Annotated in this window: 22 protein-coding genes; 15 read left to right on the forward strand and 7 right to left on the reverse strand. The window is 57.5% G+C overall.

Features of this window, described 5'->3' with window-relative positions:
• Positions 1 to 11 precede the first annotated feature (11 nt).
• The 11 genes from F3J41_RS12880 (at position 12) to npr (ending at position 8,013) form a co-directional block, all read left to right on the forward strand.
• The gene (locus F3J41_RS12880; protein ID WP_021507737.1) at positions 12 to 995 is read left to right on the forward strand and encodes a calcium/sodium antiporter; all 984 of its coding nucleotides are present in this window, start codon (positions 12 to 14) and stop codon (positions 993 to 995) included.
• A gap of 12 nt (positions 996 to 1,007) precedes the next feature.
• Positions 1,008 to 1,988: an arabinose-5-phosphate isomerase KdsD gene (kdsD, locus tag F3J41_RS12885; RefSeq protein ID WP_021507738.1), complete on the forward strand. Its 981-nt coding sequence runs from the start codon at positions 1,008 to 1,010 to the stop codon at positions 1,986 to 1,988.
• A gap of 13 nt (positions 1,989 to 2,001) precedes the next feature.
• The gene (kdsC, locus tag F3J41_RS12890; protein ID WP_021507739.1) at positions 2,002 to 2,568 is read left to right on the forward strand and encodes a 3-deoxy-manno-octulosonate-8-phosphatase KdsC; all 567 of its coding nucleotides are present in this window, start codon (positions 2,002 to 2,004) and stop codon (positions 2,566 to 2,568) included.
• Positions 2,565 to 3,137: an LPS export ABC transporter periplasmic protein LptC gene (gene lptC, locus F3J41_RS12895; RefSeq protein WP_021507740.1), complete on the forward strand. Its 573-nt coding sequence runs from the start codon at positions 2,565 to 2,567 to the stop codon at positions 3,135 to 3,137. Before kdsC ends, lptC begins: the two co-directional genes overlap by 4 nt.
• Complete coding sequence (gene lptA, locus F3J41_RS12900) at positions 3,112 to 3,666, forward strand: lipopolysaccharide ABC transporter substrate-binding protein LptA (protein WP_031279739.1); 555 nt, start codon at positions 3,112 to 3,114, stop codon at positions 3,664 to 3,666. Before lptC ends, lptA begins: the two co-directional genes overlap by 26 nt.
• 5 nt (positions 3,667 to 3,671) lie before the next feature.
• A complete protein-coding gene (lptB, locus tag F3J41_RS12905; RefSeq protein WP_010618248.1) occupies positions 3,672 to 4,397 on the forward strand; it encodes an LPS export ABC transporter ATP-binding protein in 726 nt (241 codons plus the stop codon).
• Between the two features lie 48 nt (positions 4,398 to 4,445).
• A complete protein-coding gene (gene rpoN / locus F3J41_RS12910) occupies positions 4,446 to 5,879 on the forward strand; it encodes an RNA polymerase factor sigma-54 (protein ID WP_031279740.1) in 1,434 nt (477 codons plus the stop codon).
• A gap of 21 nt (positions 5,880 to 5,900) precedes the next feature.
• Complete coding sequence (gene hpf, locus F3J41_RS12915; RefSeq protein ID WP_010618250.1) at positions 5,901 to 6,188, forward strand: ribosome hibernation promoting factor; 288 nt, start codon at positions 5,901 to 5,903, stop codon at positions 6,186 to 6,188.
• Between the two features lie 166 nt (positions 6,189 to 6,354).
• Positions 6,355 to 6,837, forward strand: coding sequence for a PTS IIA-like nitrogen regulatory protein PtsN (ptsN, locus tag F3J41_RS12920; protein ID WP_031279741.1), 483 nt, complete (start codon positions 6,355 to 6,357; stop codon positions 6,835 to 6,837).
• A gap of 52 nt (positions 6,838 to 6,889) precedes the next feature.
• A complete protein-coding gene (gene rapZ / locus F3J41_RS12925; RefSeq protein WP_021507744.1) occupies positions 6,890 to 7,744 on the forward strand; it encodes an RNase adapter RapZ in 855 nt (284 codons plus the stop codon).
• Positions 7,741 to 8,013: a PTS phosphocarrier protein NPr gene (gene npr / locus F3J41_RS12930; RefSeq protein WP_058759594.1), complete on the forward strand. Its 273-nt coding sequence runs from the start codon at positions 7,741 to 7,743 to the stop codon at positions 8,011 to 8,013. The genes rapZ and npr overlap by 4 nt, the downstream gene beginning before the upstream one ends.
• 5 nt (positions 8,014 to 8,018) lie before the next feature.
• Here the strand turns inward: npr and mtgA are convergent, their stop codons facing one another.
• Positions 8,019 to 8,741, reverse strand: coding sequence for a monofunctional biosynthetic peptidoglycan transglycosylase (gene mtgA, locus F3J41_RS12935; RefSeq protein WP_127833599.1), 723 nt, complete (start codon positions 8,739 to 8,741; stop codon positions 8,019 to 8,021).
• A 306-nt stretch (positions 8,742 to 9,047) separates the two neighbouring features.
• On the opposite strand from mtgA, the gene F3J41_RS12940 reads away from it, so the two are divergent.
• Complete coding sequence (locus tag F3J41_RS12940; RefSeq protein ID WP_127833598.1) at positions 9,048 to 9,383, forward strand: hypothetical protein; 336 nt, start codon at positions 9,048 to 9,050, stop codon at positions 9,381 to 9,383.
• A 257-nt stretch (positions 9,384 to 9,640) separates the two neighbouring features.
• Here F3J41_RS12940 and arcB read toward each other — a convergent pair whose 3' ends face one another.
• Positions 9,641 to 11,974 carry an aerobic respiration two-component sensor histidine kinase ArcB gene (gene arcB, locus F3J41_RS12945; RefSeq protein WP_058780373.1) on the reverse strand — a complete coding sequence of 778 codons (2,334 nt, stop codon included), beginning with the start codon at positions 11,972 to 11,974 and terminating at the stop codon, positions 9,641 to 9,643.
• Positions 11,975 to 12,858: 884 nt separating this feature from the next.
• Between arcB and F3J41_RS12950 the strand changes: the two genes are divergently transcribed.
• Positions 12,859 to 18,390 (forward strand): glutamate synthase-related protein, encoded by a 5,532-nt coding sequence (locus tag F3J41_RS12950; RefSeq protein WP_166711381.1) that lies wholly within the window; start codon positions 12,859 to 12,861, stop codon positions 18,388 to 18,390.
• A gap of 53 nt (positions 18,391 to 18,443) precedes the next feature.
• On the forward strand, positions 18,444 to 20,198 hold the full coding sequence (locus F3J41_RS12955) for a sulfite reductase subunit alpha (protein WP_058770697.1): 1,755 nt from the start codon (positions 18,444 to 18,446) through the stop codon (positions 20,196 to 20,198).
• 112 nt (positions 20,199 to 20,310) lie between these two features.
• On the opposite strand, the gene sspB is transcribed toward F3J41_RS12955, so the two are convergent.
• The 5 genes from sspB to zapE form a co-directional block, all read right to left on the reverse strand.
• Complete coding sequence (sspB, locus tag F3J41_RS12960) at positions 20,311 to 20,796, reverse strand: ClpXP protease specificity-enhancing factor (protein ID WP_021507752.1); 486 nt, start codon at positions 20,794 to 20,796, stop codon at positions 20,311 to 20,313.
• Between the two features lie 3 nt (positions 20,797 to 20,799).
• Positions 20,800 to 21,441 carry a stringent starvation protein SspA gene (gene sspA, locus F3J41_RS12965; RefSeq protein WP_021507753.1) on the reverse strand — a complete coding sequence of 214 codons (642 nt, stop codon included), beginning with the start codon at positions 21,439 to 21,441 and terminating at the stop codon, positions 20,800 to 20,802.
• Positions 21,442 to 21,770: 329 nt separating this feature from the next.
• On the reverse strand, positions 21,771 to 22,163 hold the full coding sequence (rpsI, locus tag F3J41_RS12970) for a 30S ribosomal protein S9 (RefSeq protein ID WP_021507754.1): 393 nt from the start codon (positions 22,161 to 22,163) through the stop codon (positions 21,771 to 21,773).
• 15 nt (positions 22,164 to 22,178) lie between these two features.
• Positions 22,179 to 22,607, reverse strand: a complete 429-nt coding sequence (rplM, locus tag F3J41_RS12975; protein WP_021507755.1) for a 50S ribosomal protein L13 — start codon at positions 22,605 to 22,607, stop codon at positions 22,179 to 22,181.
• 238 nt (positions 22,608 to 22,845) lie between these two features.
• Positions 22,846 to 23,973 carry a cell division protein ZapE gene (gene zapE, locus F3J41_RS12980; protein ID WP_058759600.1) on the reverse strand — a complete coding sequence of 376 codons (1,128 nt, stop codon included), beginning with the start codon at positions 23,971 to 23,973 and terminating at the stop codon, positions 22,846 to 22,848.
• A 184-nt stretch (positions 23,974 to 24,157) separates the two neighbouring features.
• Between zapE and zapG the strand changes: the two genes are divergently transcribed.
• Positions 24,158 to 24,562, forward strand: coding sequence for a Z-ring associated protein ZapG (gene zapG / locus F3J41_RS12985; RefSeq protein ID WP_021507757.1), 405 nt, complete (start codon positions 24,158 to 24,160; stop codon positions 24,560 to 24,562).
• Positions 24,563 to 24,617 lie beyond the last annotated feature (55 nt).

Consider the following 24,617-nt stretch of genomic DNA (forward strand, 5'->3'; position numbering starts at 1 on the left):
AAGGATTTTTCATGTTCGTAGCCACTGCCCTGCTGTTTATCGGATTGATTTTACTGGCTTACGGAGCTGACCGCCTGGTGTTCAGCGCCGCGATCCTGTGTCGATCCCTTGGCATTCCCCCGTTGATCATTGGCATGACGGTGGTGAGCATTGGCACTTCACTGCCGGAACTGATCGTCTCGTTCTCTGCCGCGCAGCATGGTCAGATGGATTTAGCCGTGGGTACCGCGCTGGGCTCGAACATCACCAATATTCTGCTGATCCTTGGTGGCGCTGCGCTGCTGCACCCTTTAACCGTACACTCCAATCTGATTCGCCGCGAACTCCCTCTGCTGCTGCTGGTCTCACTGCTCAGCGGCATCATGCTGTTTGATAACCAGCTCAGCCGGCTGGATGGCGTAGCACTGCTGCTGCTGGCGCTGGGTTATCTGCTGGTGGCGATCCGCATCGCCCGGCGGGCCGAGCGCGATAATAATGACACCCTGACGCGTGAACAACTGGCGGAGCTGCCGCGTGACGAAAGCGGCAATACGGTGGCGTTTCTCTGGCTGGCGGTGGCGCTGATTATTCTGCCGATGTCGACGCGCATGGTGATCGACAACGCCACGGTGTTTGCGGATTACTTCGGCGTTAGCGAACTGGTGATGGGACTGACGCTGATTGCTGTCGGTACCAGCCTGCCGGAACTGGCCACGGTGCTGGCCGGCGCGCTGAAAGGCGAAGACGATATCGCCATCGGCAACCTGATTGGCGCCAATATCTTCAATCTGGCGATTGTGCTGGGCCTGCCGGCGCTGGTGCATCCCGGCGCGATCGATGCGCACGCCTTTGCGCGGGATTACTGGATTATGCTGGGCGTCAGCGTGCTGTTCGCCCTGCTGTGCCTGCTGCGCAAGCGCCGCATCGGCCGCATAGCGGGCACGCTGCTGTTAGGTGGATTTATCGTGTGGGTGCTGTGGCTGTGGCTCAGCCCCACGCTTATCGCAAGCTATTAAGGATGACTGACCATGTCACATCAGCAACCGGATTTCGACTTCCAGCAGGCAGGTAAAGCGGTACTGCGCATTGAACGCGAAGGGCTGGAACAGCTCGATCAGTATATTAACGCCGACTTCAGCCGCGCCTGCGAAATGATCTTTGCCTGCCGTGGCAAAGTGGTGGTGATGGGCATGGGCAAATCCGGCCATATCGGCAAGAAGATGGCCGCCACCTTCGCCAGCACCGGCACGCCGGCGTTCTTCGTCCACCCGGGTGAAGCCAGCCACGGCGATCTCGGCATGGTCAGCACCAACGATGTGGTGATCGCCATCTCGAACAGCGGCGAGTCAGGCGAAATCCTCGCGCTGATCCCGGTGCTCAAACGGCAGAAAGTGCAGCTGATTTGCCTGACCAGCCGTCCGGAGAGCGCCATGGGCCGGGCTGCCGATGTGCATTTATGCGTGAAAGTACCGCAGGAAGCCTGTCCGCTCGGGCTGGCACCGACCTCCAGCACCACCGCCACGCTGGTGATGGGCGATGCGCTGGCGGTGGCGCTGCTGGAAGCGCGCGGCTTCACGCAGGAAGATTTCGCGCTGTCGCACCCGGGCGGCGCGCTGGGGCGCAAACTGCTGCTGCACGTCAGCGACATTATGCACAGCGGCGATGAAATTCCCCACGTCACCCGTGACGCCTCACTGCGCGACGCGCTGCTGGAAATCACGCGCAAAAACCTCGGCCTGACGGTGATTGTCGACGACCTGATGAAAATCGAAGGGATTTTCACGGACGGTGACCTGCGCCGCATCTTCGATATGGGCATCGATTTCCAGTCGGCCCGCATCCAGGATGTGATGACGCGCGGCGGGATTCGCGTGCGCCCTAACCTGCTGGCGGTGGACGCGCTTAATCTGATGCAAAACAAAAACATCACTGCGCTGCTGGTGGCCGATGACGATCGCCTGCTCGGTGTGGTACATATGCATGACATGCTGCGCGCTGGCGTGGTCTGAACGGGAAACAACAATGAGTGCTGAAACCACGATGGTCGACACCTGCTACGGCCCGGTGAGCGCCGACGTGATGGCGCGGGCGGCCAACATCCGCCTGCTGATTTGCGATGTCGACGGCGTGATGTCCGACGGCCTGATTTACATGGGCAACAGCGGTGAAGAGCTAAAGGCCTTTAACGTGCGCGACGGTTACGGCGTGCGCTGCCTGCTGACCTCGGACATCGAAGTGGCTATTATTACCGGCCGCCGCGCTAAACTGCTGGAAGATCGCTGTAAAACGCTCGGCATTACGCATCTTTACCAGGGACAGTCGGATAAGCTTTTGGCCTGGCGCGAACTCCTGGATAAACTGTCACTATCGGCAGACCAGGTCGCGTATATTGGTGACGACCTGATCGACTGGCCGGTAATGGCACAGGCGGGTCTGAGCGTGGCCGTCGCCGATGCGCATCCGGTGTTACTGCCGCGCGCGCATTACGTGACGCGCATTGCTGGCGGTCGCGGTGCGGTACGTGAGCTATGCGACCTGATTTTGCTGGCGCAGAACAAATTTGAGGATGCCAAAGGGCAATCAGTATGAGTAAAAGCAGGCGTTGGATAACGCTGATTCTGGCGCTGATCGCCCTGGTGCTGATCGGCTGGAATCTTACCAACCAGGACGACAGCGCCACGCCGGTGGCGACCAACGATCAGGCGCCGACCTATACCAGCGCCAACTCCAGCACCGTGGTGTATAACCCGACGGGTGCGCTGGCCTATAAGCTGGTCTCGGATAAAGTGACCTACTTTTCGGCCGAAGAAGTGAGCTGGTTCGATAATCCGGTGATGACCACTTACGACGAAAACAAAGTGCCCACGTGGTCGGTTCGTGCTGACAAGGCAAAGCTGACGAAAGATCGTATGCTGTATCTTTATGGCCACGTTGAAGTACACACATTGACGCAGGATTCCCAGCTTGAGCGCATCATCACGGATAATGCTCAGGTTAATCTGGTCAGCCAGGATGTGACGTCTGACGATCAGGTCACCCTATTTGGCCGCAGTTTTAACTCCACTGGCATGAAGATGCGCGGCAACCTACGGACAAAGAATGCCGAGCTGCTTGAAAAGGTCAAAACCTCCTATGAAATTCAAAATGAACAAAAATAGCCTTAAGTTGCTGCTGGTGAGTGCGCTGCTGGCAACCAGCCTGCCGGCGCTGGCGTTAACGGGCGATTCGGACAAGCCGGTTAACATCGACTCGGTGAACCAGGCGCTCGATTTGCAGGGTAACGTCGCCACCTTTACCGGTAACGTGATCGTGACCCAGGGCACCATCAAAATTACCGCCGATAAAGTGGTGGTAACCCGTCCGGGCGGCGACAGCAACAAAACCATCGTCGATGCCTACGGCAATCCGGCCACCTTTTATCAGATGCAGGACAACGGCAAACCGGTGCAGGGTCACGCCGCCAAACTGCACTATGAGCTGGCCAACGATTTCGTCGAGCTGACCGGCAACGCCTTTATTGAGCAGCAGGACAGCAACATCAAAGGCGATCGCATCACCTATCTGGTGAAAGAGCAGAAAATGCAGGCCTACAGTCAGGGCCAGAGCAAGCGCGTCACCACCGTGCTGGTGCCGTCGCAGTTGCAGGATAAAAACGGTTCGTCTGCGAGCCCCAAAAAGAGTAACTGATCGCTATGGCCACATTAGTCGCTGAAAACCTGGCGAAAGCCTACAAAGGCCGTCGCGTAGTAGAAGATGTCAGCCTGCAGGTGAAATCCGGCGAGATTGTCGGCCTGCTGGGCCCCAACGGGGCCGGTAAAACCACCACCTTTTACATGGTGGTCGGCATCGTGCCGCGTGATGCCGGCCGCATTATTATTGATGAAGAAGATATCAGTATTCTGCCGCTGCATGCGCGCGCGCGGCGCGGCATCGGTTATCTGCCGCAGGAAGCGTCGATCTTTCGCCGTCTGAGCGTCTACGACAACCTGATGGCGGTACTGCAGGTGCGTGACGACCTGACGGAAGAGCAGCGTCAGGATCGCGCCAATGAGCTGATGGACGAGTTCCACATCGGTCATCTGCGCGACAGCATGGGCCAGGCGCTGTCGGGCGGTGAACGTCGCCGCGTCGAGATTGCCCGTGCGCTGGCCGCCAATCCAAAGTTTATCCTGCTGGATGAACCTTTTGCCGGCGTTGACCCCATCTCCGTTATCGATATCAAAAAGATCATCGAACACCTGCGTGACAGCGGCCTCGGCGTGCTGATCACCGACCACAACGTGCGTGAAACGCTCGCGGTGTGTGAGCGCGCATATATCGTCAGCCAGGGCCATCTGATTGCCCACGGCACGCCAGATGAAATTCTTGCAGATGAGCAGGTTAAGCGGGTTTATTTGGGCGAAGAGTTCAGACTCTGATAAGGTGTCGGCATACCCGACATTTGCTTAGGAAATTCTAGCCGGATTATGAAGCAAGGTTTGCAACTCAGGCTCAGCCAACAGCTGGCGATGACCCCCCAGTTGCAGCAGGCAATCCGCTTGCTGCAACTCTCTACGCTTGAACTCCAGCAGGAACTGCAACTGGCGCTGGAAAGCAATCCGCTGCTTGAACAAACCGATCTGCACGATGAAGTCGATGCCCGCGAATTTCAGGAGAACGAGGCGTTAGATACCCGTGAGGCACTCGAACAGAAAGAGATGCCGGAAGAGCTGCCGCTCGATGCCACCTGGGACGAGATCTACACGGCCGGTACGCCCTCCGGCACCGGCACCGATTACCAGGACGACGAGCTGCCGGTGTATCAGGGTGAAACCACGCAGTCGCTGCAGGACTATCTGATGTGGCAGGTAGAACTGACGCCGTTCACCGACACCGACCGCGCCATCGCTACCTCCATCGTCGATGCCATCGACGATACCGGTTATCTCACCGTCAGCTTACAGGACATTTGTGACAGTATTGGTGACGAAGAGCTGACGCTGGAAGAGGTGGAAGCGGTGCTGAAGCGCGTACAGCGTTTCGATCCGGTGGGCGTCGGCGCACGCGATCTGCGTGACTGCCTGCTGGTGCAGCTGTCGCAGTATGCGGCCGATATGCCGATGCTGAACGAAGCACGGCTGATCGTCAGCGAGCATCTCGACCTGCTGGCTAACCACGATTTCCGCAGCCTGATGCGCGTGACGCGGCTGAAAGAAGAGGTGCTGAAGGAAGCGATGCTGCTGATTCAGTCGCTCGATCCGCGCCCCGGGCAGTCCATTAATACCAGCGAGCCCGAGTATGTGATTCCCGATGTGCTGGTGCGCAAGACTGGCACGCGCTGGACGGTGGAGCTGAACGCTGACAGCCTGCCGCGCCTGAAGATCAATCAGCATTACGCCGCGATGGGCGGTTCTGCGCGTAATGACAGTGACAGTCAGTTTATTCGCAGCAACTTACAGGAAGCCCGCTGGCTGATTAAGAGCCTGGAGAGCCGCAACGACACGCTGCTGAAAGTGACGCGCTGTATTGTCGAACAGCAGCAGGCGTTTTTTGAACAGGGTGAAGAGTATATGCGTCCGATGGTGCTGGCGGATATCGCCCAGGCCGTGGATATGCATGAATCCACCATTTCCCGCGTCACCACGCAAAAGTATTTGCACAGCCCGCGTGGCATTTTTGAACTGAAGTATTTTTTCTCCAGTCACGTCAGCACCGAAGGCGGTGGCGAAGCCTCGTCGACGGCGATCCGTGCACTGGTGAAAAAATTAATCTCCGCGGAAAATCCCGCAAAACCCTTGAGCGACAGCAAACTGACCTCCATGTTATCTGAACAGGGCATCATGGTGGCGCGACGTACGGTTGCTAAGTATCGCGAGTCTTTATCTATACCGCCATCAAACCAGCGCAAGCAGCTGGTTTGACCGAAACAAGAAGGAAGACCTATGCAGCTAAACCTTACCGGACTGAATGTTGAGATAACCGACCCACTGCGCGAATTTGTAAATAACAAATTTGCCAAACTGGAACACTATTTTGATCGTATCAATCAGGTTTATATTGTTCTGAAAGTGGAGAAGGTGACGCAGATTGCGGAAGCAACCCTGCACGTCAACGGCGGGGAGCTGCACGCCACATCGGAAGCGGAAGACATGTACGCGGCCATCGACGGGCTGATTGACAAGCTGGCCCGTCAGCTGACCAAACACAAAGACAAACTGAAAAAACACTAACCTTCACGCTTGCAGAGTGCTGACGGGTTCAGCACTCAGAGGAGAAATGGGGCGGGTCACCGCCCCGTTTTGTCATCTGCGCAAGCGCCTGCAGTCACCTGCCCTGCCCGTTCGCGGTGTCCCGGTACGTGCCTTACGGCTATGTGAACACGCAAGTGAAACGATGATGAACAACGATCTGACACTGGAATTGAGCGCGGTCCTTTCGCTGGACTGCACCCGCAGCGGCGTACACTGCCAGAGTAAAAAGCGCGCGCTGGAAATTATCAGCGAGCTGGCCGCTAAGCAGCTCAATCTGCCGCACCAGACGCTTTTTGAAGCCATCCTGACCCGTGAACGCATGGGCAGTACCGGCATTGGCAACGGCATCGCCATCCCGCACGGCAAGCTGGAGGAGGATACGCTGCGCGCCGTTGGCGTGTTTATCAGCCTCGACCAGCCTATCGCCTTTGACGCCGTCGACAACCAGCCGGTTGACCTGCTGTTTGCCCTGCTGGTGCCCGCAGACCAGTGCAAAACCCATCTGCACACCCTGTCGCTGGTGGCGAAACGCCTGGCGGATAAAACCGTCTGCCGCCGTTTGCGCGCGGCACAGAGCGATGAAGAGCTCTACGCCATCATTACAGAAGCTCAGGAAGATCACGCTTAAGCGACAGACACTTTTACCGGCCTGCGTGCCGGTTTAACACGGGAGAAATGTGATGGTGCTGATGATCGTTAGCGGTCGGTCAGGCTCAGGAAAATCAGTCGCGCTGCGCGCCCTTGAGGATATGGGCTTCTACTGTGTCGATAACCTGCCGGTGGTGCTGCTGCCGGAGCTGGCGAACACCTTAACCGAGCGCAATATCTCAGCGGCGGTCAGCATTGACGTGCGCAACATGCCGGAATCGCCGGAGGTGTTTGAGCAGGCACTGAACAATCTGCCGGAAGCGTTCTCGCCACAGCTGCTGTTTCTGGACGCCGATCGCAACACGCTGATCCGCCGCTACAGCGACACGCGCCGCCTGCATCCGCTCTCCAGCAAAAATCTGTCGCTGGAAAGCGCCATTGATGAGGAGAACGATCTGCTGGAGCCGCTGCGCTCGCGTGCCGATCTGATCATCGATACCTCAGAGATGTCGGTGCATGAGCTGGCAGAAATGCTGCGCACGCGCCTGCTGGGCAAGCGTGAGCGTGAACTCACCATGGTGTTTGAATCCTTCGGCTTCAAGCACGGCATCCCGATCGACGCCGATTACGTGTTTGACGTGCGGTTCCTGCCTAACCCGCACTGGGATCCGAAGCTGCGTCCGATGACCGGGCTCGATCGTCCGGTGGCGGCCTTCCTCGATCGTCACACCGAAGTGCACAACTTTATCTACCAGACGCGCAGCTATCTCGAGCTGTGGCTGCCGATGCTGGAAACCAATAACCGCAGCTATCTGACGGTGGCGATTGGCTGTACCGGCGGTAAGCACCGTTCGGTCTACATTGCCGAACAGCTGGCAGACTATTTCCGTTCGCGCGGTAAGAATGTGCAGTCCCGTCATCGCACCCTGGAAAAACGCAAATCATGACCGTGAAGCAAACCGTTGAGATTCGAAATAAGCTGGGTATGCATGCGCGCCCGGCGATGAAGCTGTTTGAGCTGGTGCAGAGTTTTGATGCGGAAGTGCTGCTGCGTAACGAGGCCGGTACCGAAGCCGAAGCCAGCAGCGTGATTGCGCTATTGATGCTCGACTCCGCTAAAGGCGGTCATATCGAAATCGAGGCCAGCGGCCCACAGGAAACCCAGGCGCTGGCCGCGGTCATTGAGCTGTTTGAAGCCGGTTTTGACGAAGACTAACCGCGTCAGTGCAGCTGGTAACGGTTGAGGAAACCCTCGCCCCCCAGCTGGCGCATCTGGCGCATAATCCACTGCTGGCGCTGACGAATGTAGCCGGACGGCGCATCCGCGCGGAAGCGAATCGGATTCGGCAGCACCGCCGCCAGCAAAGCGGCTTCCGCCATGCTCAGCCGACTGGCAGGCTTGTGGAAATAGCGCTGCGATGCCTCTTCCACACCAAACACTCCATTACCGAACTCCGCAATATTCAGGTACACCGTCAGAATGCGGCGTTTGGTCCATACCGTTTCCAGCCCCACCGTCAGCCCGGCCTCCAGCCCTTTGCGCACCCAACTGCGGCCATCCCACAAGAACAGGTTCTTCGCCGTCTGCTGAGACAGCGTTGATGCGCCGCGCATCCGTTCGCTGCCGTCATTGTCCAGCACCTGCTGAATGGCATGCACGTCAAAGCCCCAGTGCTCAGGAAACTTCTGATCTTCCGAGGCGATCACCGCCAGCGCCATCCACGGTGAAATCTCATCCATTCCCACCCAGTCTGAATGGGCGACATAATCGAAGCGTCCGCTCAACCACGCGCCAAGCTGCCGCTCCACCATTACCGCCGAAAACGGCACCGGCAAAAATGCGAACAGCACAATACCGGCCAGCCACAGACCCAGCCATGCCAGAAGCACCCTGCCAGCCAGCCGCTTCAGGCGCTGGACCATCTTCCCTTTACTCTTACTCATGCAATCGTCTCTTACCGGTTCCCTGGATTAATCAATTACTCAGGTCATGATTTCAAATAGCGGTGATGCAAGCCGGAATTTTATCTCTGCGGCATCGCGACCACCAGCCAAACTCATTGCGCGGGCAACCATCGTTCCTCTATTAGAGCCAGTCGCATCAAGCACTTCCGGCAAAAAGGAATCGGTTCCATGCAGAAAAATCGCGCAGCGCGCACAGGCATAAATACTTAACCGATTGTGATACCGCTCACGTTAAACCTTTCACGATGTTTAACTATCATCTTTAGTAGTCAGTGAAGATGTTCATTGACAACCGAGACCATTCTGAAAAACACGGCGCAAATAGCGACAATTACGCTTCAGGCCAGGGCGCAACATGTAAAACGTTTTATCGCCCATCCGGTTTACGCTAACCGTTCAATGCCCGAACTGGAACTTTCAGCCGGGGGTTTCCAAAACGTTTTGGATAACCGCCACAAAATCTGGTTATTCATTATTAGAATCAATAACATGAGCATAAAAAAGACCGTTGCGCTGCGCTTTTTGCCGTTTCCCTTCGCCGCGCAGCGCTTTCCGGACCGCGACTGTGGGAAAACCAGGCAAAAAACCGGACATTTGCTCAAAAATAGTGCAATACGCTAAAGAAATTGATTCCTTGCTTGACTGTGTCAGCAAATTAATGTTTTCTGTATTTAAACGCTGCTCAACATCACACAATTTAATGAATCTTGTCACAAGCTGTGGCGAATTTGCTAAGGTGATTTTGAAGCGTTAACCAATACCACGCTGTTGCTTTTGTATTCGATTTCTAATAATAGCAGCAGCGCCCATTTCCCTGGTGTTGGCGCAGTATTCGCGCACCCCGGTTTCGACTGGGGTCATTTTTTTTCTGGCCCGCGCTATTTTTCCCGCTCCGCAACCCAGTTCCGTAATACTTCAACGTCGTGCCGCCACTCGTGTTTCAGCTCGTCGACCCACTCCTGCACGTTATCCCACCAGGCCGGCAATTCCGGTGACTGAATCTGTTTCGCCAGTTTCTGCAGATGCAGCAGGCCGACGGAGCCCGCCGCGCCTTTGATCTTGTGCCCCTCTTCGGCGATGCCCTTCTGGTCACGCGCCATCATGTTGGAGTCCAGCACCTCAAGATAACCCGGCATCATCTGCTCGAACATCGTCAGGCTTTGGGTGATCAGCCCCGGACCAACCAGCTCGATATACTGCTCCAGCATGTCTACATCCAGCAGCGTGCGTGACTGTTCCGCGTCGGTGTCACTCACCACCGCTTCGGCTTCGGCCTGGTAATCCCAGAATTTTTTGATCATCGCGGTCAGCGCCGGCACCGCCAGCGGTTTGCTCAGCACATCGTCCATGCCGGCATCGAGATACTCTTTTTTATCCTTCAGCACGTTGGCAGTCAGCGCCACCAGCGGCGGCAGCGTCACGCCGGCGTGCTGCTGATGAATGGCGCGCGACACATCGAGGCCGGTCATGTCCGGCAGCTGGATATCCAGCAGCACCAGGTCGAACTCCTGCGGATCGAACATCGCCAGCGCCTCACCGCCGGTCATCGCCACCTCCACGCTGCAACCCAGCTTCTCCAGTACCGAGCGCGCCACAATCACGTTGAGTTCGATGTCTTCTACCAGCAGCACGTGCAGCGCCGGCAGCGGCATGCTGTCGTCCTGATCCTCATCTTCCACTTCATCCGCCACGCGCGGCGCGTGGATTTCCACGGTAAAGCACGAGCCCTGCCCCGGTGCGCTGCTAACAGTAATATCGCCGCCCATCGCCTGCGCCAGCCGGCGTGACACCGCCAGGCCAATTCCGGTGCCGGTGGCCGGTTTACCGCCGTGCTGATCTTTCACCTGGTAATACATGGCGAAGATTTTGTCCTGCTCTTCCTGCGGAATGCCCATCCCGGAGTCCTGCACCTCAAAGTGCAGCGTTTCGTCCTGGCGATAGGCGACGCGCACCACGATTTCTCCCTGCCGGGTAAACTTCACGGCATTGCCGATCAGGTTCCACAGAATCTGGCGCAGGCGCGTGCCGTCGGCGGAGATCTTGTGCGGCAGCGGCAATTCCGGTGCCATGACGAACTTCAGCCCTTTCGGCTGCGCCAGCAGGCCGGAGAGGTTTTCCAGGTCGGCGAGGAAGCCGGTGAAATCCAGCGGCTGGTTATCCAGCTGCACTTTGCGCCGCTCAATCTTGTCGACTTCGATCACATCATTAAAGATATTGCCGAGCGTGATGGCCGAGACGTGAATGGTTTTCAGGTACTTCAGCTGCTCCTGGTTGAGATCGGTATCCAGCAGGATGCGGCTTAACCCGACGATGCCGTTAAGCGGCGTGCGCAGCTCGTGGCTGATGGTGGAGATAAAGGTGGTCTTTTCACGGCTGGCGTTCTCCAGCGCGTCCTGATAGCGCTTACGCTCGGTAATATCGCGTCCGAAGCCCATCAGGCCGCTACGCTTACCGACGCGGTCGTAATACGGCACTTTGCGGATTTCAAAGCAGGCTTTGCGCCCGTCCGGATACTGCAGCCACTGTTCATAGGTGAGCGACACATTGTGGCGAAACACCTTCTCATCGGTCTCCAGCACTTTGGTGGCGGCATCTTCGTCATAAATGTCGCGCGGCGTCAGGCCAATCAGCTGCTTCTCGCTCAGGCCGGTGAGCAGTTCCATGGCGCGGTTACAGCCGGAGAACTGTTTGTCGATGTTGCGATAGAACACCAGGTCGGGCGAGGCGTCGAGGAACGAACGCAGGAAGGAAGATTGCTGCTCCAGCTCAATCTGCGCCTGTTCACGCCGCGTCATCTCTTCGCGCAGCTTATCCATCACCTGCTCGCGCGCCTGCTCTGCTTTAATACGGTCGCTGATTTCCTGGTTCAGCTGGCTGATGGTCTCTTTCATCTGCTGATTCAGTTCAAGGTCGCGCGTGCGCATCTCCTCCAGCTTGTCCACCAGCTTCGACAGCCGCTGGCGCGACTCCTCCAGCTGATCGACCACCACGGAGAGAAAGTAGACCGCCCATGGGGTAATCAGCAGGCCAAAAAACACTGAACGCACCACGTCGATACTTTCAACGTGGCCACGCAGCACCATGGTGACCGCCATCTGCACCACCATTGCCAGCACCACCAGCGCCGAAGCCAGCAGCAGCGAAAACCGCACCAGCCCGAGCTTGACCATTAAATCCACGTAGTACTGTGCTAAAAGACGAATCTGTTTCATTACGCGCTCCCTGAACGAATCTGGCTCATCATAGCGTAATTATCCGCGCGCTGCGCCGCCGCACGCGCCGTGCGGACTGACTTTACGCCCTGTTATGGTGCAGCAGCGCGGCGTTTCGCCGACGTTCGCGGCTTTATGCCTAAAGCGCTTGACTAATTCTGCCAACTGAATAATCTGGAGGGCCGCGCTTTTGCGGGTCCCGGTGCCGCGTGCCCGGCGCATCCGCTTTCTGCAGCCATCCCTCCTGATGGTTGCCTTCCGTTATTGCATATCCATTCAGCTTAAGTGCTGTTTTAATCACACCCTGGTTAATTAATTTTACTAATGGCAACCGCGTTTTGATTCAAATGTTCCGCCATAAGAAAAACAGATACATGCTGTGCACGAAACGGTCCAAACAGAATTTTGTGCTGGCATCCCCATATTCAACAGCATGGTCTGGAAATATGAGGCCGATCACACAGTGAGACGGCTCACACTTCATAAGGGAATCAGAAAGGTCAGATTGACATATATTTACGTAATAAAAACATAATAATCATACAGTTAAATTGCAAAAAGGCTGATTAACCGTAATAAAGCTGGCTATTTGACCTGAGTTCGCTTTCCCGATAAGTTGGAATTCCGCTGGATGCTTTCCAGTCGGGACTGTGTCTCGGCATATCTATGCAGCAAGAAGACTCCCTCTGGATGCAAGTTATCTCCCTTAGAGACCGGATTTTATGGACAGCCAATCAAGGACGTAAATCAGTGCCTTGATTGTCGTTGTCCGGTGTTGCGACGTCCGCGTAAAAGCGCGCGAAAACAAATTGATACAGCACGCAGCAGCGCTCTGTGCCTGAAATAATGCAGGTAATGTCTAAAGCAGTTTAAGGAGACCCTCAATGTCCACTCAACAACCTAACCCCTGGGGTTTGTATGATCCATCAGCAGGAAGCGACAGCTGTGGTGTAGGTTTCATTACCCGCAAGGACGGCGAGCAGACCCATGAAATCCTGCAGATGGCGCATAGCGCCCTGTGCACGGTACCGCACCGTGGCGGGATGTCTGCAGAGGGTGTGGGCGATGGTGCAGGCGTTAACGTTGACCTCTCCCTGAACTTCTTCCGTAAGCTGACCGGTCAGGCGCTGGAAGCGGGCCGCTTTGGCGTGGGCAACTTCTTTGTGCCAAAAGATGCGGCGCTGCGCGCGAACGCAGAGCGTCTGGTTGAAGAGACGCTGGCCGCTTACAACTTCCCGGTGCTGCTGAAGCGTGATATGCCGCTGGACAACAGCGTCACGCGCCCGGCCGCACAGCAGTTCCAGCTGCCGATCGTGCAGTGGGTGTTTGCCGCACCGCAGGACGTTACCGAGCAGAGCGACTTCGAGCGCCACATTTACCGTGCGCTGCTGGACATCGAAGCACGCGCCTTTACCGAAAGCGAATTCGGCGGTCTTTATCCGCTGTCGCTGTCGTCGCGCACTCAGGTGTTCAAAGCCCGCCTGAACTCCAACGAAGTGATCCCTTACTTCAAAGATCTGACCGATCCCGATCATCAGGTGCGCGGACTGTTTTTCCATACCCGCTTCTCCACCAATACCGATCCGCATACCACGATGGCGCAGCCGTTCCGCCTGATGGCGCACAACGGTGAGCTGAACACGGACCGTAAAAACCGCATCGCGGAAGCGGCACTGATGCTGGCGCGCGGCAAAAAGATCGTGCGGCCAAAAGGCCAGTCTGACAGTTCGCGTCTCGATCAGAGCATCCACAGCCGTCTGATGGAAGATAACCTCGATCTGATCAACGCCGTGGTTTCAATGATGCCGCCGGCCTGGGAAAACGACACCTCGCTGTCGGCTGAAGTGCGCGCCATGCTGGAATACTTCTCGCTGTATGAAGAGAAGAACGACGGCCCCGCCGCGCTGATCTTCGGTAACGGCGAAGTGATTGGCGCACGGCTGGACCGTCTTGGCCTGCGTCCGCTGCGCTCCGTCGAAACCGCTGAGTATATCGGTGCGATGTCAGAAGCCGGCCAGATCGCCTTCCCACCGGAGAGCGTGCTGCGCCGTGGCCGTATCGAAGCTGGCGGCATGCTCTATTACGATCACAAAGAGAAACGCTCTTACACCACCGTGCAGGCGCTGGAAAAGCTGGCGGCAGAAAAAGATTATCTCTCCCTGGTGCAGGCGGCACGCGTTGAACTGCAGCAGCTGCCGGAAGTGCCGGCAGAGAAACTCGGCTCACCGCTGCGCTATCGCGGCGACCTGAAAACCTATCAGCGCTTTGTGGCTTACTACTACAACCAGGAAAGCTTCAAATTCATGATGGACCCGATGCTGCAAACCGGCGCTGAGAAGATCTCCGCGATGGGTTACGGCAACGCCATCAATGGCCTGTCCGATCATGAAGGCGGCATGGCGCACTACTTCTCGCAGCGCTTTGCACAGGTCACCAACCCGCCGCTCGACTCCATCCGTGAAGCGGACGGCATGACGCTGCGCGTGGCGCTCGGCGCTAAACCGCACCTCGGCCGCAGTAAAGGCCAGCAGATCATCGTGCCAAGCCCAATCCTGACGCATCTGGACATGCTGCGTCTGCGCGAGCAGAAAGTGGCGCCGTATGCGCGCTTCGAGATGCTGTATGAGCCGGTCATCGGTAAAGACATCGTCAGCCGCGCCGCCAACGCCAAAGCGCTGGAAAACGCTATCGATAACCTGGCGCAGCAGGTGGTGGATTTTGCCCGTCAGCAGGGCGGCATCGCGGTGATCACCGATCGCCATATCTCTTCAACCCATGCTGCCATTCCGATGCTGCTGATGGTATCGGCCATCAACCAGCGTCTGGTGCAGGAAGGCCTGCGTCTGGATGTGTCACTGGTGGTCGAGAGCGGTCAGAGCATCTCCTCACACCATATCGCCGCCACGCTCGGCTTCGGCGCCTCTGCCGTGTATCCGCTGGGCGTACAGATGCGTGCAGAAGAGAAGTTTGGCGAAGGTGAAGAAGGCAACAAAGCGTTCAAACGCTATGCCAAAGCGGCAGAAAAAGCGCTGATGAAAACCATGGGCAAAGTGGGCCTGTGTACCGTTGAGAGCTACAGCTGCGGTGAGTTCTTCGAGCCGAACTTCCTCGATACCGAAGATCCGGTGCTGAAGAAATATTTCCCGAATATCAAAACCCCGGTGGGCGGCGCGGGCTTCCCGGCCATCGCGCAGATGGCGGTGGACTGGCACCAGAGCGCGCTGAAAATTCAGGGCGAAGCCGAAGTGCCACTGCTGGGTCTGTTCAAAGAACGTTCTGAGGGTGCGGGCCACTCGTATGGCACCATCGCAGTACGTACCTTTATTGATATGACAGAGCAGCCGATTCGTTTCGCCGACAAAGCGCGCGAAGAGGACAACTTTATCCGTCTGATGACGCTGGCCAGGCTGGACAACGCGTTCAGCATCAAAGCCGAGTCGTTTAAAGACAGCAGCTTCGAGCGCATCCCGAATGCGGTGATCGACAGCTTTGCTATCACGCCGGATTACCGTCAGTTCTCCAGCCTGATGCACGCCGAGCGTAAGCGTCGTCCGGCGGCGCTGCGCGACATCCTCGCGCTGCCGTGCGATCTGACCCACGTGGACAGCGAAGCCGAATTTGGCCGCAAGCTGGGCCGCTACTCGCTGGTCAACAACGGCTTCGCCATTCGCGGCCTGCGCTGCGAAGCGGTGAACGGCAGCCTCAACCAGTTTGAGCTGCGTCTGATTGATGCTATTGCCGGCCTGAAGCCGGAGAGCGAGCGTCTGGCCGCGCTGTCACGCGCGCTGAAAACCCGCTTTAACGATGAGATCGAAAGCAGCAGCATCACTGAAGGCGTGTTGCACATTACCGCTTACGGTCAGGCAGCAGACTATCTGGCGAAAATCTTTACCGCGCTGCCCTCGCTGCCGCTGGAAGAGATCCAGCCGGCGCACGAAATCACCCGTACCTTCGCCTCAGGCGCCATGAGCCACGGCGCGCTGGTCGCGCCGGCGCACGAAGCGGTAGCGCACGGCACCAATATGGTGGGCGGAATGAGTAACTGTGGTGAAGGTGGCGAACACTATTCACGTCACGGCACCATTCGCGCATCGCGCATCAAACAGCTGGCGTCCGGTCGTTTCGGCGTATGGGCGGCTTATCTGGCCGACCCGATGCTGGAAGAGCTGGAGATCAAAATTGGCCAGGGCGCTAAACCGGGCGAAGGCGGTCAGCTGCCAGCACCGAAAGTGACGGTGGAGATTGCGGCCGCGCGTGGCGGTACGCCGGGCGTTGAGCTGGTATCACCGCCGCCGCATCACGATACTTATTCCATCGAGGATTTGGCGCAGCTGATCCACGACTGTAAAGCGGCACGCGTGCGCGTTATCGTCAAACTGGTGTCGTCTGAAGGCATCGGCACTATCGCAGTCGGCGTGGCAAAAGCCGGCGCAGACGTCATCAACGTCGCCGGTAACACCGGCGGCACCGGCGCGGCGTCGGTCACCAGCCTGAAATACACCGGGCGCGTGGCGGAAATCGGTATCGCCGAAGTACACCAGGCGCTGTGCGCTAACGGGCTGCGTGACAAAGTGCAGCTGCGCTGCTCCGGCGCACAGCAGACCGGCAGCGACGTGATCAAATCGGCGCTGCTCGGCGGCGACAGCTTCGAGTTCGGCACCACCGCGCTGATGATGCTGAAATGCGTGATGGCGAAAAACTGCAACGTCAAATGCCCGGCTGGCCTCACCACTAACGCTGAAGCCTTCGATGGCGATCCGCGTCAGCTGGCGCAGTACTTCATCAACGTGGCGCAGGAAGTGCGTGAGTTCCTCGCACGCCTCGGTCTGCGTTCGCTGCGTGAAGCGCGCGGCCGCTCTGACCTGCTACACCTGATGGATCATCCGCTGGAAGTGGGCAAACTCGATCTGCGCGCCATGCTGACCGTGGTGCCGGAGCAGAAGATTGCTCAGCCGGTGTATCTGGAAAAAGATTTCGAGCTGGACGATGGCTGGGTAGATGAGCTGAAAGCGCAGCTGGTTGATGCTGCCCGCCGCGAGATTACGCTGGGTAACGGCGTAACGCTGAACAACCGTAACAAGAGCGTTGGCGGTCAGCTGGCGATCGATATTGAGCGCATGCTGAACCACGAGCTGTCGGCGCAGCAGCTGGCCGCGCTGCCGGCGGTACTGCAGGATGACCGTGGCCGGAAATATCTGGCACCGCGCACGGTGCAGATTGATACCCGCGGGTCAGCCGGTCAGTCATTTGGCGCGTTCTGCAACGACGGCATGCAGATGAAGCATTACGGCACCTGTAACGATGGCGTCGGTAAAGGTCAGTGTGGCGGCGAACTGGTGGTGATGTCACCGGGCGGCGGCGCACAGGACAGCGACGGCAACGTGCTGATTGGTAACTTTGCGCTATTCGGCGCGACCGGCGGTCGTCTGTTTGTTCAGGGCCAGGCCGGTGACCGTTTCGCCGTGCGTAACTCGGGCGCCACCGCGGTGGTGGAAGGCGTCGGCGACTTCTGCTGTGAATACATGACTAACGGCGCGATTCTTAACCTCGGCACCTTTGGTAAAGGTTTCGGTAACGGCATGAGCGGCGGCTTCGCCTATCAGTACGATCCGTACCGTTCCCTGGCCGCGCACGCCGCCGGTGATTCGGTGCTGTTCGGCTCCATCGCTGACGAAGACGAAATGGCGCAGGTGCACAAGCAGGCAGTGCTGACCATGCTGCACTGGCACGTCGAAGCCACCCAGTCGCCGCGCGCGGCGTGGCTGCTGGAGAACTGGGAAACCGAGTGTCAGCACTTCGTTTACGTGATGCCACGCTCGCTGCTGCTGTATCAGGACGGCGGCGAGATCCTGAAAGCGAAAACGCGTAAGGATTTGCTGGAAGAACTGTCCACGTCGCTGGCCGCGCATCAGGTTGCCAAGTTCAAATCAGCCTGGCGTGCGGGCAAAACCATCGCCGACGGTGCGGTACCGGCCTACGGCGCGACCGATACGCAGGAGATGTTTGTTCTGCTGAATAACTACACCGTTCTGAGCTTCGCGCAGCAGCTGGCGCTGGGCAAACTGCCGAAAGGCACAGCGGTGGAAGACGCGGCAGTCGAGAAAGCGGTTCGCAACCTGCTGATGACCGAAGATTTCGCGCTGGTCAGCAAACTGCAGCGTCATGCCCGTGCGGCCATTGAGAGCTACAGCGATGATGAGCTGGCAAGCCTGATCGCCGCCAAGCGTATGTCGGATTACAAAGCCGCGCTGACGCAGCGCAACATTCGCTCCATGGACAGCCTGGCAACCTATGGCTGGATCATTTATCAGGACGCCTGCAACCGTGAGGTGCTGGGCCATCTGCCTGATTTTGAAGAGCTGTTTGCACGCGCCGCACTGCCAGAGATTGCCGCCGCGGTCGGGAAACTCTCCTGATTGTGCTGCGAAAGAAGATTGATGATGATAAAACGGTTTGAGTACTGATATCCATGAAGATTCCTTACATTCCTGAAGACGCGCCGTTCAACGGCGAACAGAAATACTGGCTGGCGGGGTTTCTCGCCGGTCTCCACTCGCGCCTGCTGGTATTAGAAGATAAGCAGACCGCACCGGCAGCGGGCGCCAGCGCCACCACCCAGCTGCATATTCTGTTTGGTTCCCAGACCGGTAACGCCGAAGCGCTGGCGCAGACCGCAGCCAAGGCGGCGCGCGCTAAAGGCCTGGTGCCGGTAGTGCAGGCACTGGGTGAAGTGGATCTGGATGTGTTCGCCACCATGCGTCATGTACTGATCGTCACCTCCACCTACGGCGAAGGCGAAATGCCAGACAACGCACAGCTGTTCTGGCAGGCCATCTCAGCCAGCACCGCGCCGCGTCTGGAGCAGATGCACTTTGCCGTGCTGGCAATCGGCGATACCGGCTACGACGGTTTCTGCCAGGCCGGTAAGTTCATTGATATGCGCCTGGAGCAGTTGGGGGCGAAACGCGTGGTGGATCGCATCGACTGCGACATCGATTACGAAGAGCCTTCCAGCGAGTGGATTGGCAGCGCCATGCCACAGTTTGCCGCCAGCGCGGGCAGCAGCGGCACGGTGCTGGAGAGCGCGCCGGAAGCGCCGGTAATCCCAGGCAGCAACAAGCAAAACCCATACGCGGCGGCGCTGGTGACCAATAAGCGTCTGTCCGGCGAGCAGTCCGCCAAAGATATCCGTCACTTCGAATTTGACCTGAGCGACAGCGGCCTGAAATACGAAGCCGGTGATGCGCTGGGCGTGATCCCGGTGAACGATGCCGGGCTGGTAAGTCTGCTGCTGAGCGAGCTGAAAGCCGACTACGAAACCCCGGTGCCGGGCTTTGACCGTAACCTCGGCGATCTGCTGACCTATCAGTTCGAGATTTCTGAGCCGTCGCGCAAGCTGATTGAGTGGGTCGGACAGCACACCACCAACCAGGAGCTGCTGCACGTCCTGCAGCACGACGATAAAGATACGCTGGCCAACTGGCTGTGGGGTAAAGATACGCTGGATCTGCTGCAGCTCGAGCTGAAGCGTAATCTGTCGGTGCCGGAGCTGGTGGCGATGCTGCGTCCGCTGCAGCACCGTGCTTACTCCATTTCGTCCAGCTCGAAGGCGCACCCTAACCAGGTGCATCTGACCATCGCTTCCGTGCGCTATCACAGCGGTGGCCGCGAGCGTAAAGGCGTGTGCTCGACCTATCTGGCTGAACGCGTGCGTCGCGGAGAGAAGCCGGCGATCTTTATTTCGCCGAACAAAGCGTTCCGCGTGCCGGCGAACAATAACGCCCCGCTGATCATGGTCGGTCCGGGTACCGGCATCGCGCCGTTCCGCGCCTTCCTGCAGGAGCGCCAGGCGACCGGCGCTGAAGGTAAAAACTGGCTGTTCTTCGGCGACCAGCATCAGGAACATGATTACATTTACGCGGATGAGCTGGCGGGCTGGCAGCAGAGCGGTCTGCTGACGCATCTCGACCTGGCCTTCTCCCGCGATCAGGAAGAGAAGATTTACGTGCAGAACCGCATGCTGGAGAAAGGCGCTGAGCTGTACGCCTGGCTGCAGGAAGGCGCCTACTTCTACGTCTGTGGCGATGCCTCACGCATGGCGAAGGACGTCGACGCCGCGCTGTATGAAGTGGTGCGTCAGTTCGGTGGTCTTTCCAGCGAGCGTGCCGCAGCCTATATCGATCAGCTGAAGAAAGATAAGCGTTATCTGCGCGACGTTTATTAAGATCGGTACAAAGGGAGCGCTACGCTTCCTTTGGTCTGCTGCGCGCTAAGCCGCGCCGCGACACAAGCATAAAAAAAACGGGCTAATCAGCCCGTTTTTTATTTTCCGCGATTTACTTCACTACGCGCAGTGAAGGACGTCCACCGCGCGGCGGCGGTTCATCATCCGGTGAAGAGTCGTCATCCGTCGCATCGTCCGGACGGTCACCATCAATCACCGACATCAGCGTCTCTTCCTGGCCGCCTTCCTGCTCGTCGCCGGACAGCTCATAAGCAGGCTCCGGTTCGAACATGGTGCCGGCGCCGTTTTCGCGCGCGTAAATCGCCAGCACCGCAGCCATCGGCACGGATACCTGGCGCGGCACGCCGCCGAAACGCGCATTGAAGCGCACCTGATCGTTGGCAAGCTCAAGGTTACCCACCGCGCGCGGTGCGATGTTCAGGACAATCTGTCCGTCACGAGCGTACTCCAGCGGCACCTGTACGCCAGGCAGATTGATATCCACCACCAGATGCGGCGTCAGCTGGTTGTCGAGCAGCCATTCATAAAAGGCCCGCAGCAGATAGGGACGGCGGGCAGTAAGTTGCGACATTTCCATAGATTAGCCCCGGGCTTGCAGGCGCATTTCACGTTCGGCTTCCGTCAAAGAAGCGAGGAAGGAGTCACGTTCAAATACGCGCGTCATGTAGCCTTTCAGCTCTTTCGAACCAGCGCCAGCCAGATCCACACCCAGCTGCGGCAGACGCCACAACAGCGGCGCCAGATAGCAGTCAACCAGGCTGAACTCTTCGCTCATAAAGAACGGCGTACGTGAGAACAGCGGCGCAATGGCCAGCAGCTCTTCGCGCAGTTGCTTGCGCGCGGCATCGGCTTCGGCACCGCTGCTGGTTTCAATGGTACGCATCAGGCTGTACCAGTCCTGCTCAATGCGGTGCATCATCAGACGGCTTTCACCGCGCGCGACCGGATAAACCGGCATCAGTGGCGGATGCGGGAAACGCTCATCGAGGTATTCCATGATGATGCGGGATTCATACAGCGTCAGTTCACGGTCGACCAGCGTTGGCACAGTGCGATACGGGTTGAGGTCAATCAGATCCTGCGGCAGATTATCCGTTTCAACCTGCTCGATCTCCACGCTGACGCCCTTCTCAGCCAGCACGATACGTACCTGATGGCTGAAAATGTCAGTCGGACCAGAAAACAGCGTCATTACCGAACGTTTGTTGGCAGCGACAGCCATGAAAACCTCCAAGTTTGTTCACAAAAAAATACTGCGAATGGCCAGCCACGCGGCGACTCACCTGCTCATCAGATTCGCACACAGCCGGGCGTTACGCGCATCGTCCGGTCGTCCCGACAGGCGCAGCATGCACAACGCCGCGACTCGCGGGCGCAAAGTGTCAGTCAGTTTACCAGATTTTAAGCAGCTTGTGGGGCGGGGATAATCATTTGCGGGCAAAATGCGGGGAAAGCTCGCGTTTTTACGCTGAAAAAGCGGCAGTTCAGGCAATAAAAAACCCGCCGAAGCGGGTTTTTTGAGCCAATTGTAACTGCCGAAGCAGCCAGCAATTAACGCTTGGAGAACTGTGGACGACGGCGTGCTTTACGCAGACCGACTTTCTTACGTTCAACCTGACGCGCGTCACGGGTAACGAAGCCCGCTTTACGCAGTTCAGAACGCAGAGACTCGTCGTATTCCATCAGAGCGCGGGTGATACCGTGACGGATCGCACCAGCCTGACCAGAAATACCACCACCTTTAACGGTGATGTACAGGTCCAGTTTACCAACCATATCAACCAGCTCCAGCGGCTGACGCACGACCATGCGTGCAGTCTCACGACCGAAGTACTGCTCCAGAGAGCGCTGGTTAATTACGATGTTACCGCTACCCGGCTTGATAAAGACGCGAGCGGCAGAGCTTTTGCGGCGACCAGTGCCGTAGTTTTGAGTTTCAGCCATTGCCTATAATCCCGATTAAATGTCAAGAACTTGCGGTTGCTGCGCCGCGTGGTTGTGCTCGTTACCTGCGTAAACTTTCAGTTTACGGTACATAGCACGACCCAGTGGGCCTTTTGGCAGCATGCCTTTAACCGCGATTTCAATCACACGCTCAGGACGGCGTTCGATCATCTCTGCAAAGGTCGCTTGCTTGATACCACCGATGTGGCCAGTGTGGTGATAGTAAATCTTGTCGTTACGCTTGTTGCCGGTTACAGCAACTTTGTCAGCGTTCAGAACGATGATGTAATCACCGGTATCAACGTGCGGAGTGTATTCCGCTTTGTGCTTACCACGCAGACGGCGCGCCAGTTCAGTCGCCAGGCGACCCAGGGTTTTGCCAGTTGCGTCAACAACATACCAGTCACGCTGTACGGTTTCTGGTTTAGCTGTAAAAGTTTTCATTGAAAAGCTTACCCAAATAAAAGTTACACGTTGGTGAAATCCCAAACGCTAAGTTAACGATTGAGGCTCACACGACCAATTCGCCCAGCAAGCCCACCCCCTCAGGTAGAGTTACCGGATCACACAGTTTTCCGGGAAAAGAAAGCCTGTGCTGTAACGTGGGGTCGCAAGATTATAGAGAAGTCGAATCTAAAGATCGACTCTTTTTGCGCCCGAAGCGGTGATTTCTGTTTGCCCCTCAGGGCAGGTGCGGCAGGCGAAGATACTCCTCGCTCTGCATCTCCTGCAGGCGCGACAGACAGCGCTGATATTCGAATTTCAGCCGCGTGCCCTGATAGATTTCAAACAGCGAGGTTTCTGCCGCCACCACCAGCTTGACGTGGCGCTCGTAGAACTCATCCACCAGCGCGAGGAACCGCCGCGCCTGGTCTTCCGTTTTGTAAATCATCACCGGCACATCGTACAGCAGCACGCTGTGGAAGCGGCGCGACAGCTCGATGTAATCGTGCTGGCTGCGCCCTTCACCGCACAACGCGAGGAAGTTGATGGCCAGTACGCCTTCGTGAACGCCGAGCGTCGGCAACTGGCGATGGTTAATCTCCAGCACCGGCGCGTCGCCGCGCGGTTTACCGGACAGCGCGCTGAACATGCGCTCCATCTCCGCGTGCGTCGCGTCGTTAAGCGGGAAATTCCACAGATGGGCCGATGTCAGGGTGCGCAGGCGATAATCAATGCCGGCATCGACATTCATCACATCGCAGTGGCGCTTAATCTGCTCGATAGCCGGCAGAAAACGCGCCCGCTGCAGGCCGTTGCGGTACAGCTCATCCGGCGGAATGTTGGAGGTCGCCACCAGCGTAATGCCGCGGGCAAACAGCGCTTCCATCAGGGTACCAAGCAGCATTGCGTCGGTGATGTCGGAGACGAAAAACTCGTCGAAACAGAGAATATCGGTTTCCGCTTTGAAACGGTCAGCGACAATCAGCAGCGGGTCGCTGTGGCCCTGCAGCTGCGTTAACTCTTCGTGCACGCGCAGCATGAAGCGATGGAAATGCAGACGCAGTTTGCGATCGCCAGGAATAGACTGAAAAAACAGATCCATTACCCAGGTTTTACCGCGTCCGACGCCGCCCCACATATACAGGCCACGCACCGGCGCTTCATGGCTCTCCGGCGCTTTATTCATCAGCTTCGATAAGCGGCCAAACAGCCCTTTAGCTGCCGGTTGCGGCTGCTGCTGGCGGGCAATCAGGCCTTGCTGAATGCGATCTAAACGGGTGATGGCGTCACGTTGTACATCGTCCGGACGAAACTCGCCCTGCGACAGCGCCTGCTCATAGCGCGCAAGCGGAGATGAGGTTTGCATGGTTCTCTCAGAATCCCTGAAAAAGTCCGATTCACGTGTCGGTTGTCGAAAATTAGGCCGCTCTACACTAAGCGATACAGCCCGAGGATTCCACTTCCGATGGATTAACGGGTATAGTGGCTACTATTGAAGTTGAAACAGAAGCAATGCCCTACGAAGCAACGGAAATTACACGGGAGTCATTATGACCTGGGAATACGGGCTGATTGGTTTAGTGATTGGCATTATTGTCGGCGCGGTAGCGATGCGTTTTGGCAACAAAAAGCTGCGTGAGCAGCGCAGCATGCAGTACGAACTGGAAAAATCCAAAGCGGAGCTGGCGGATTACCGCGAAGAGCTCACCAACCACTTTGCGCGCAGCGCAGAGTTGCTGGACAACATGGCGCGCGACTATCGCCAGCTGTATCAGCACATGGCGAAAGGGTCGAATGACCTGCTGCCAAATCTGCCGGGCGAGAAAAACCCGTTTGCTTACCAGCTGACGGAAGCCGAGGCCGATAACGACCAGGCGCCGGTGCAGATCCCGCGCGACTACTCTGAAGGCGCATCGGGCCTGCTGCGCAGCGGCGAACGCACCACCCGCAGTTAATCCTTTTGGGGCACAGCATGGCTGTGCCCTTTTTGTTTTCCGAACGCTTATTACC

The sequence above is a fragment of the Pantoea sp. Ap-870 genome (genome assembly GCF_011752515.1).
Taxonomy (GTDB): Bacteria; Pseudomonadota; Gammaproteobacteria; order Enterobacterales; family Enterobacteriaceae; genus Pantoea; species Pantoea dispersa.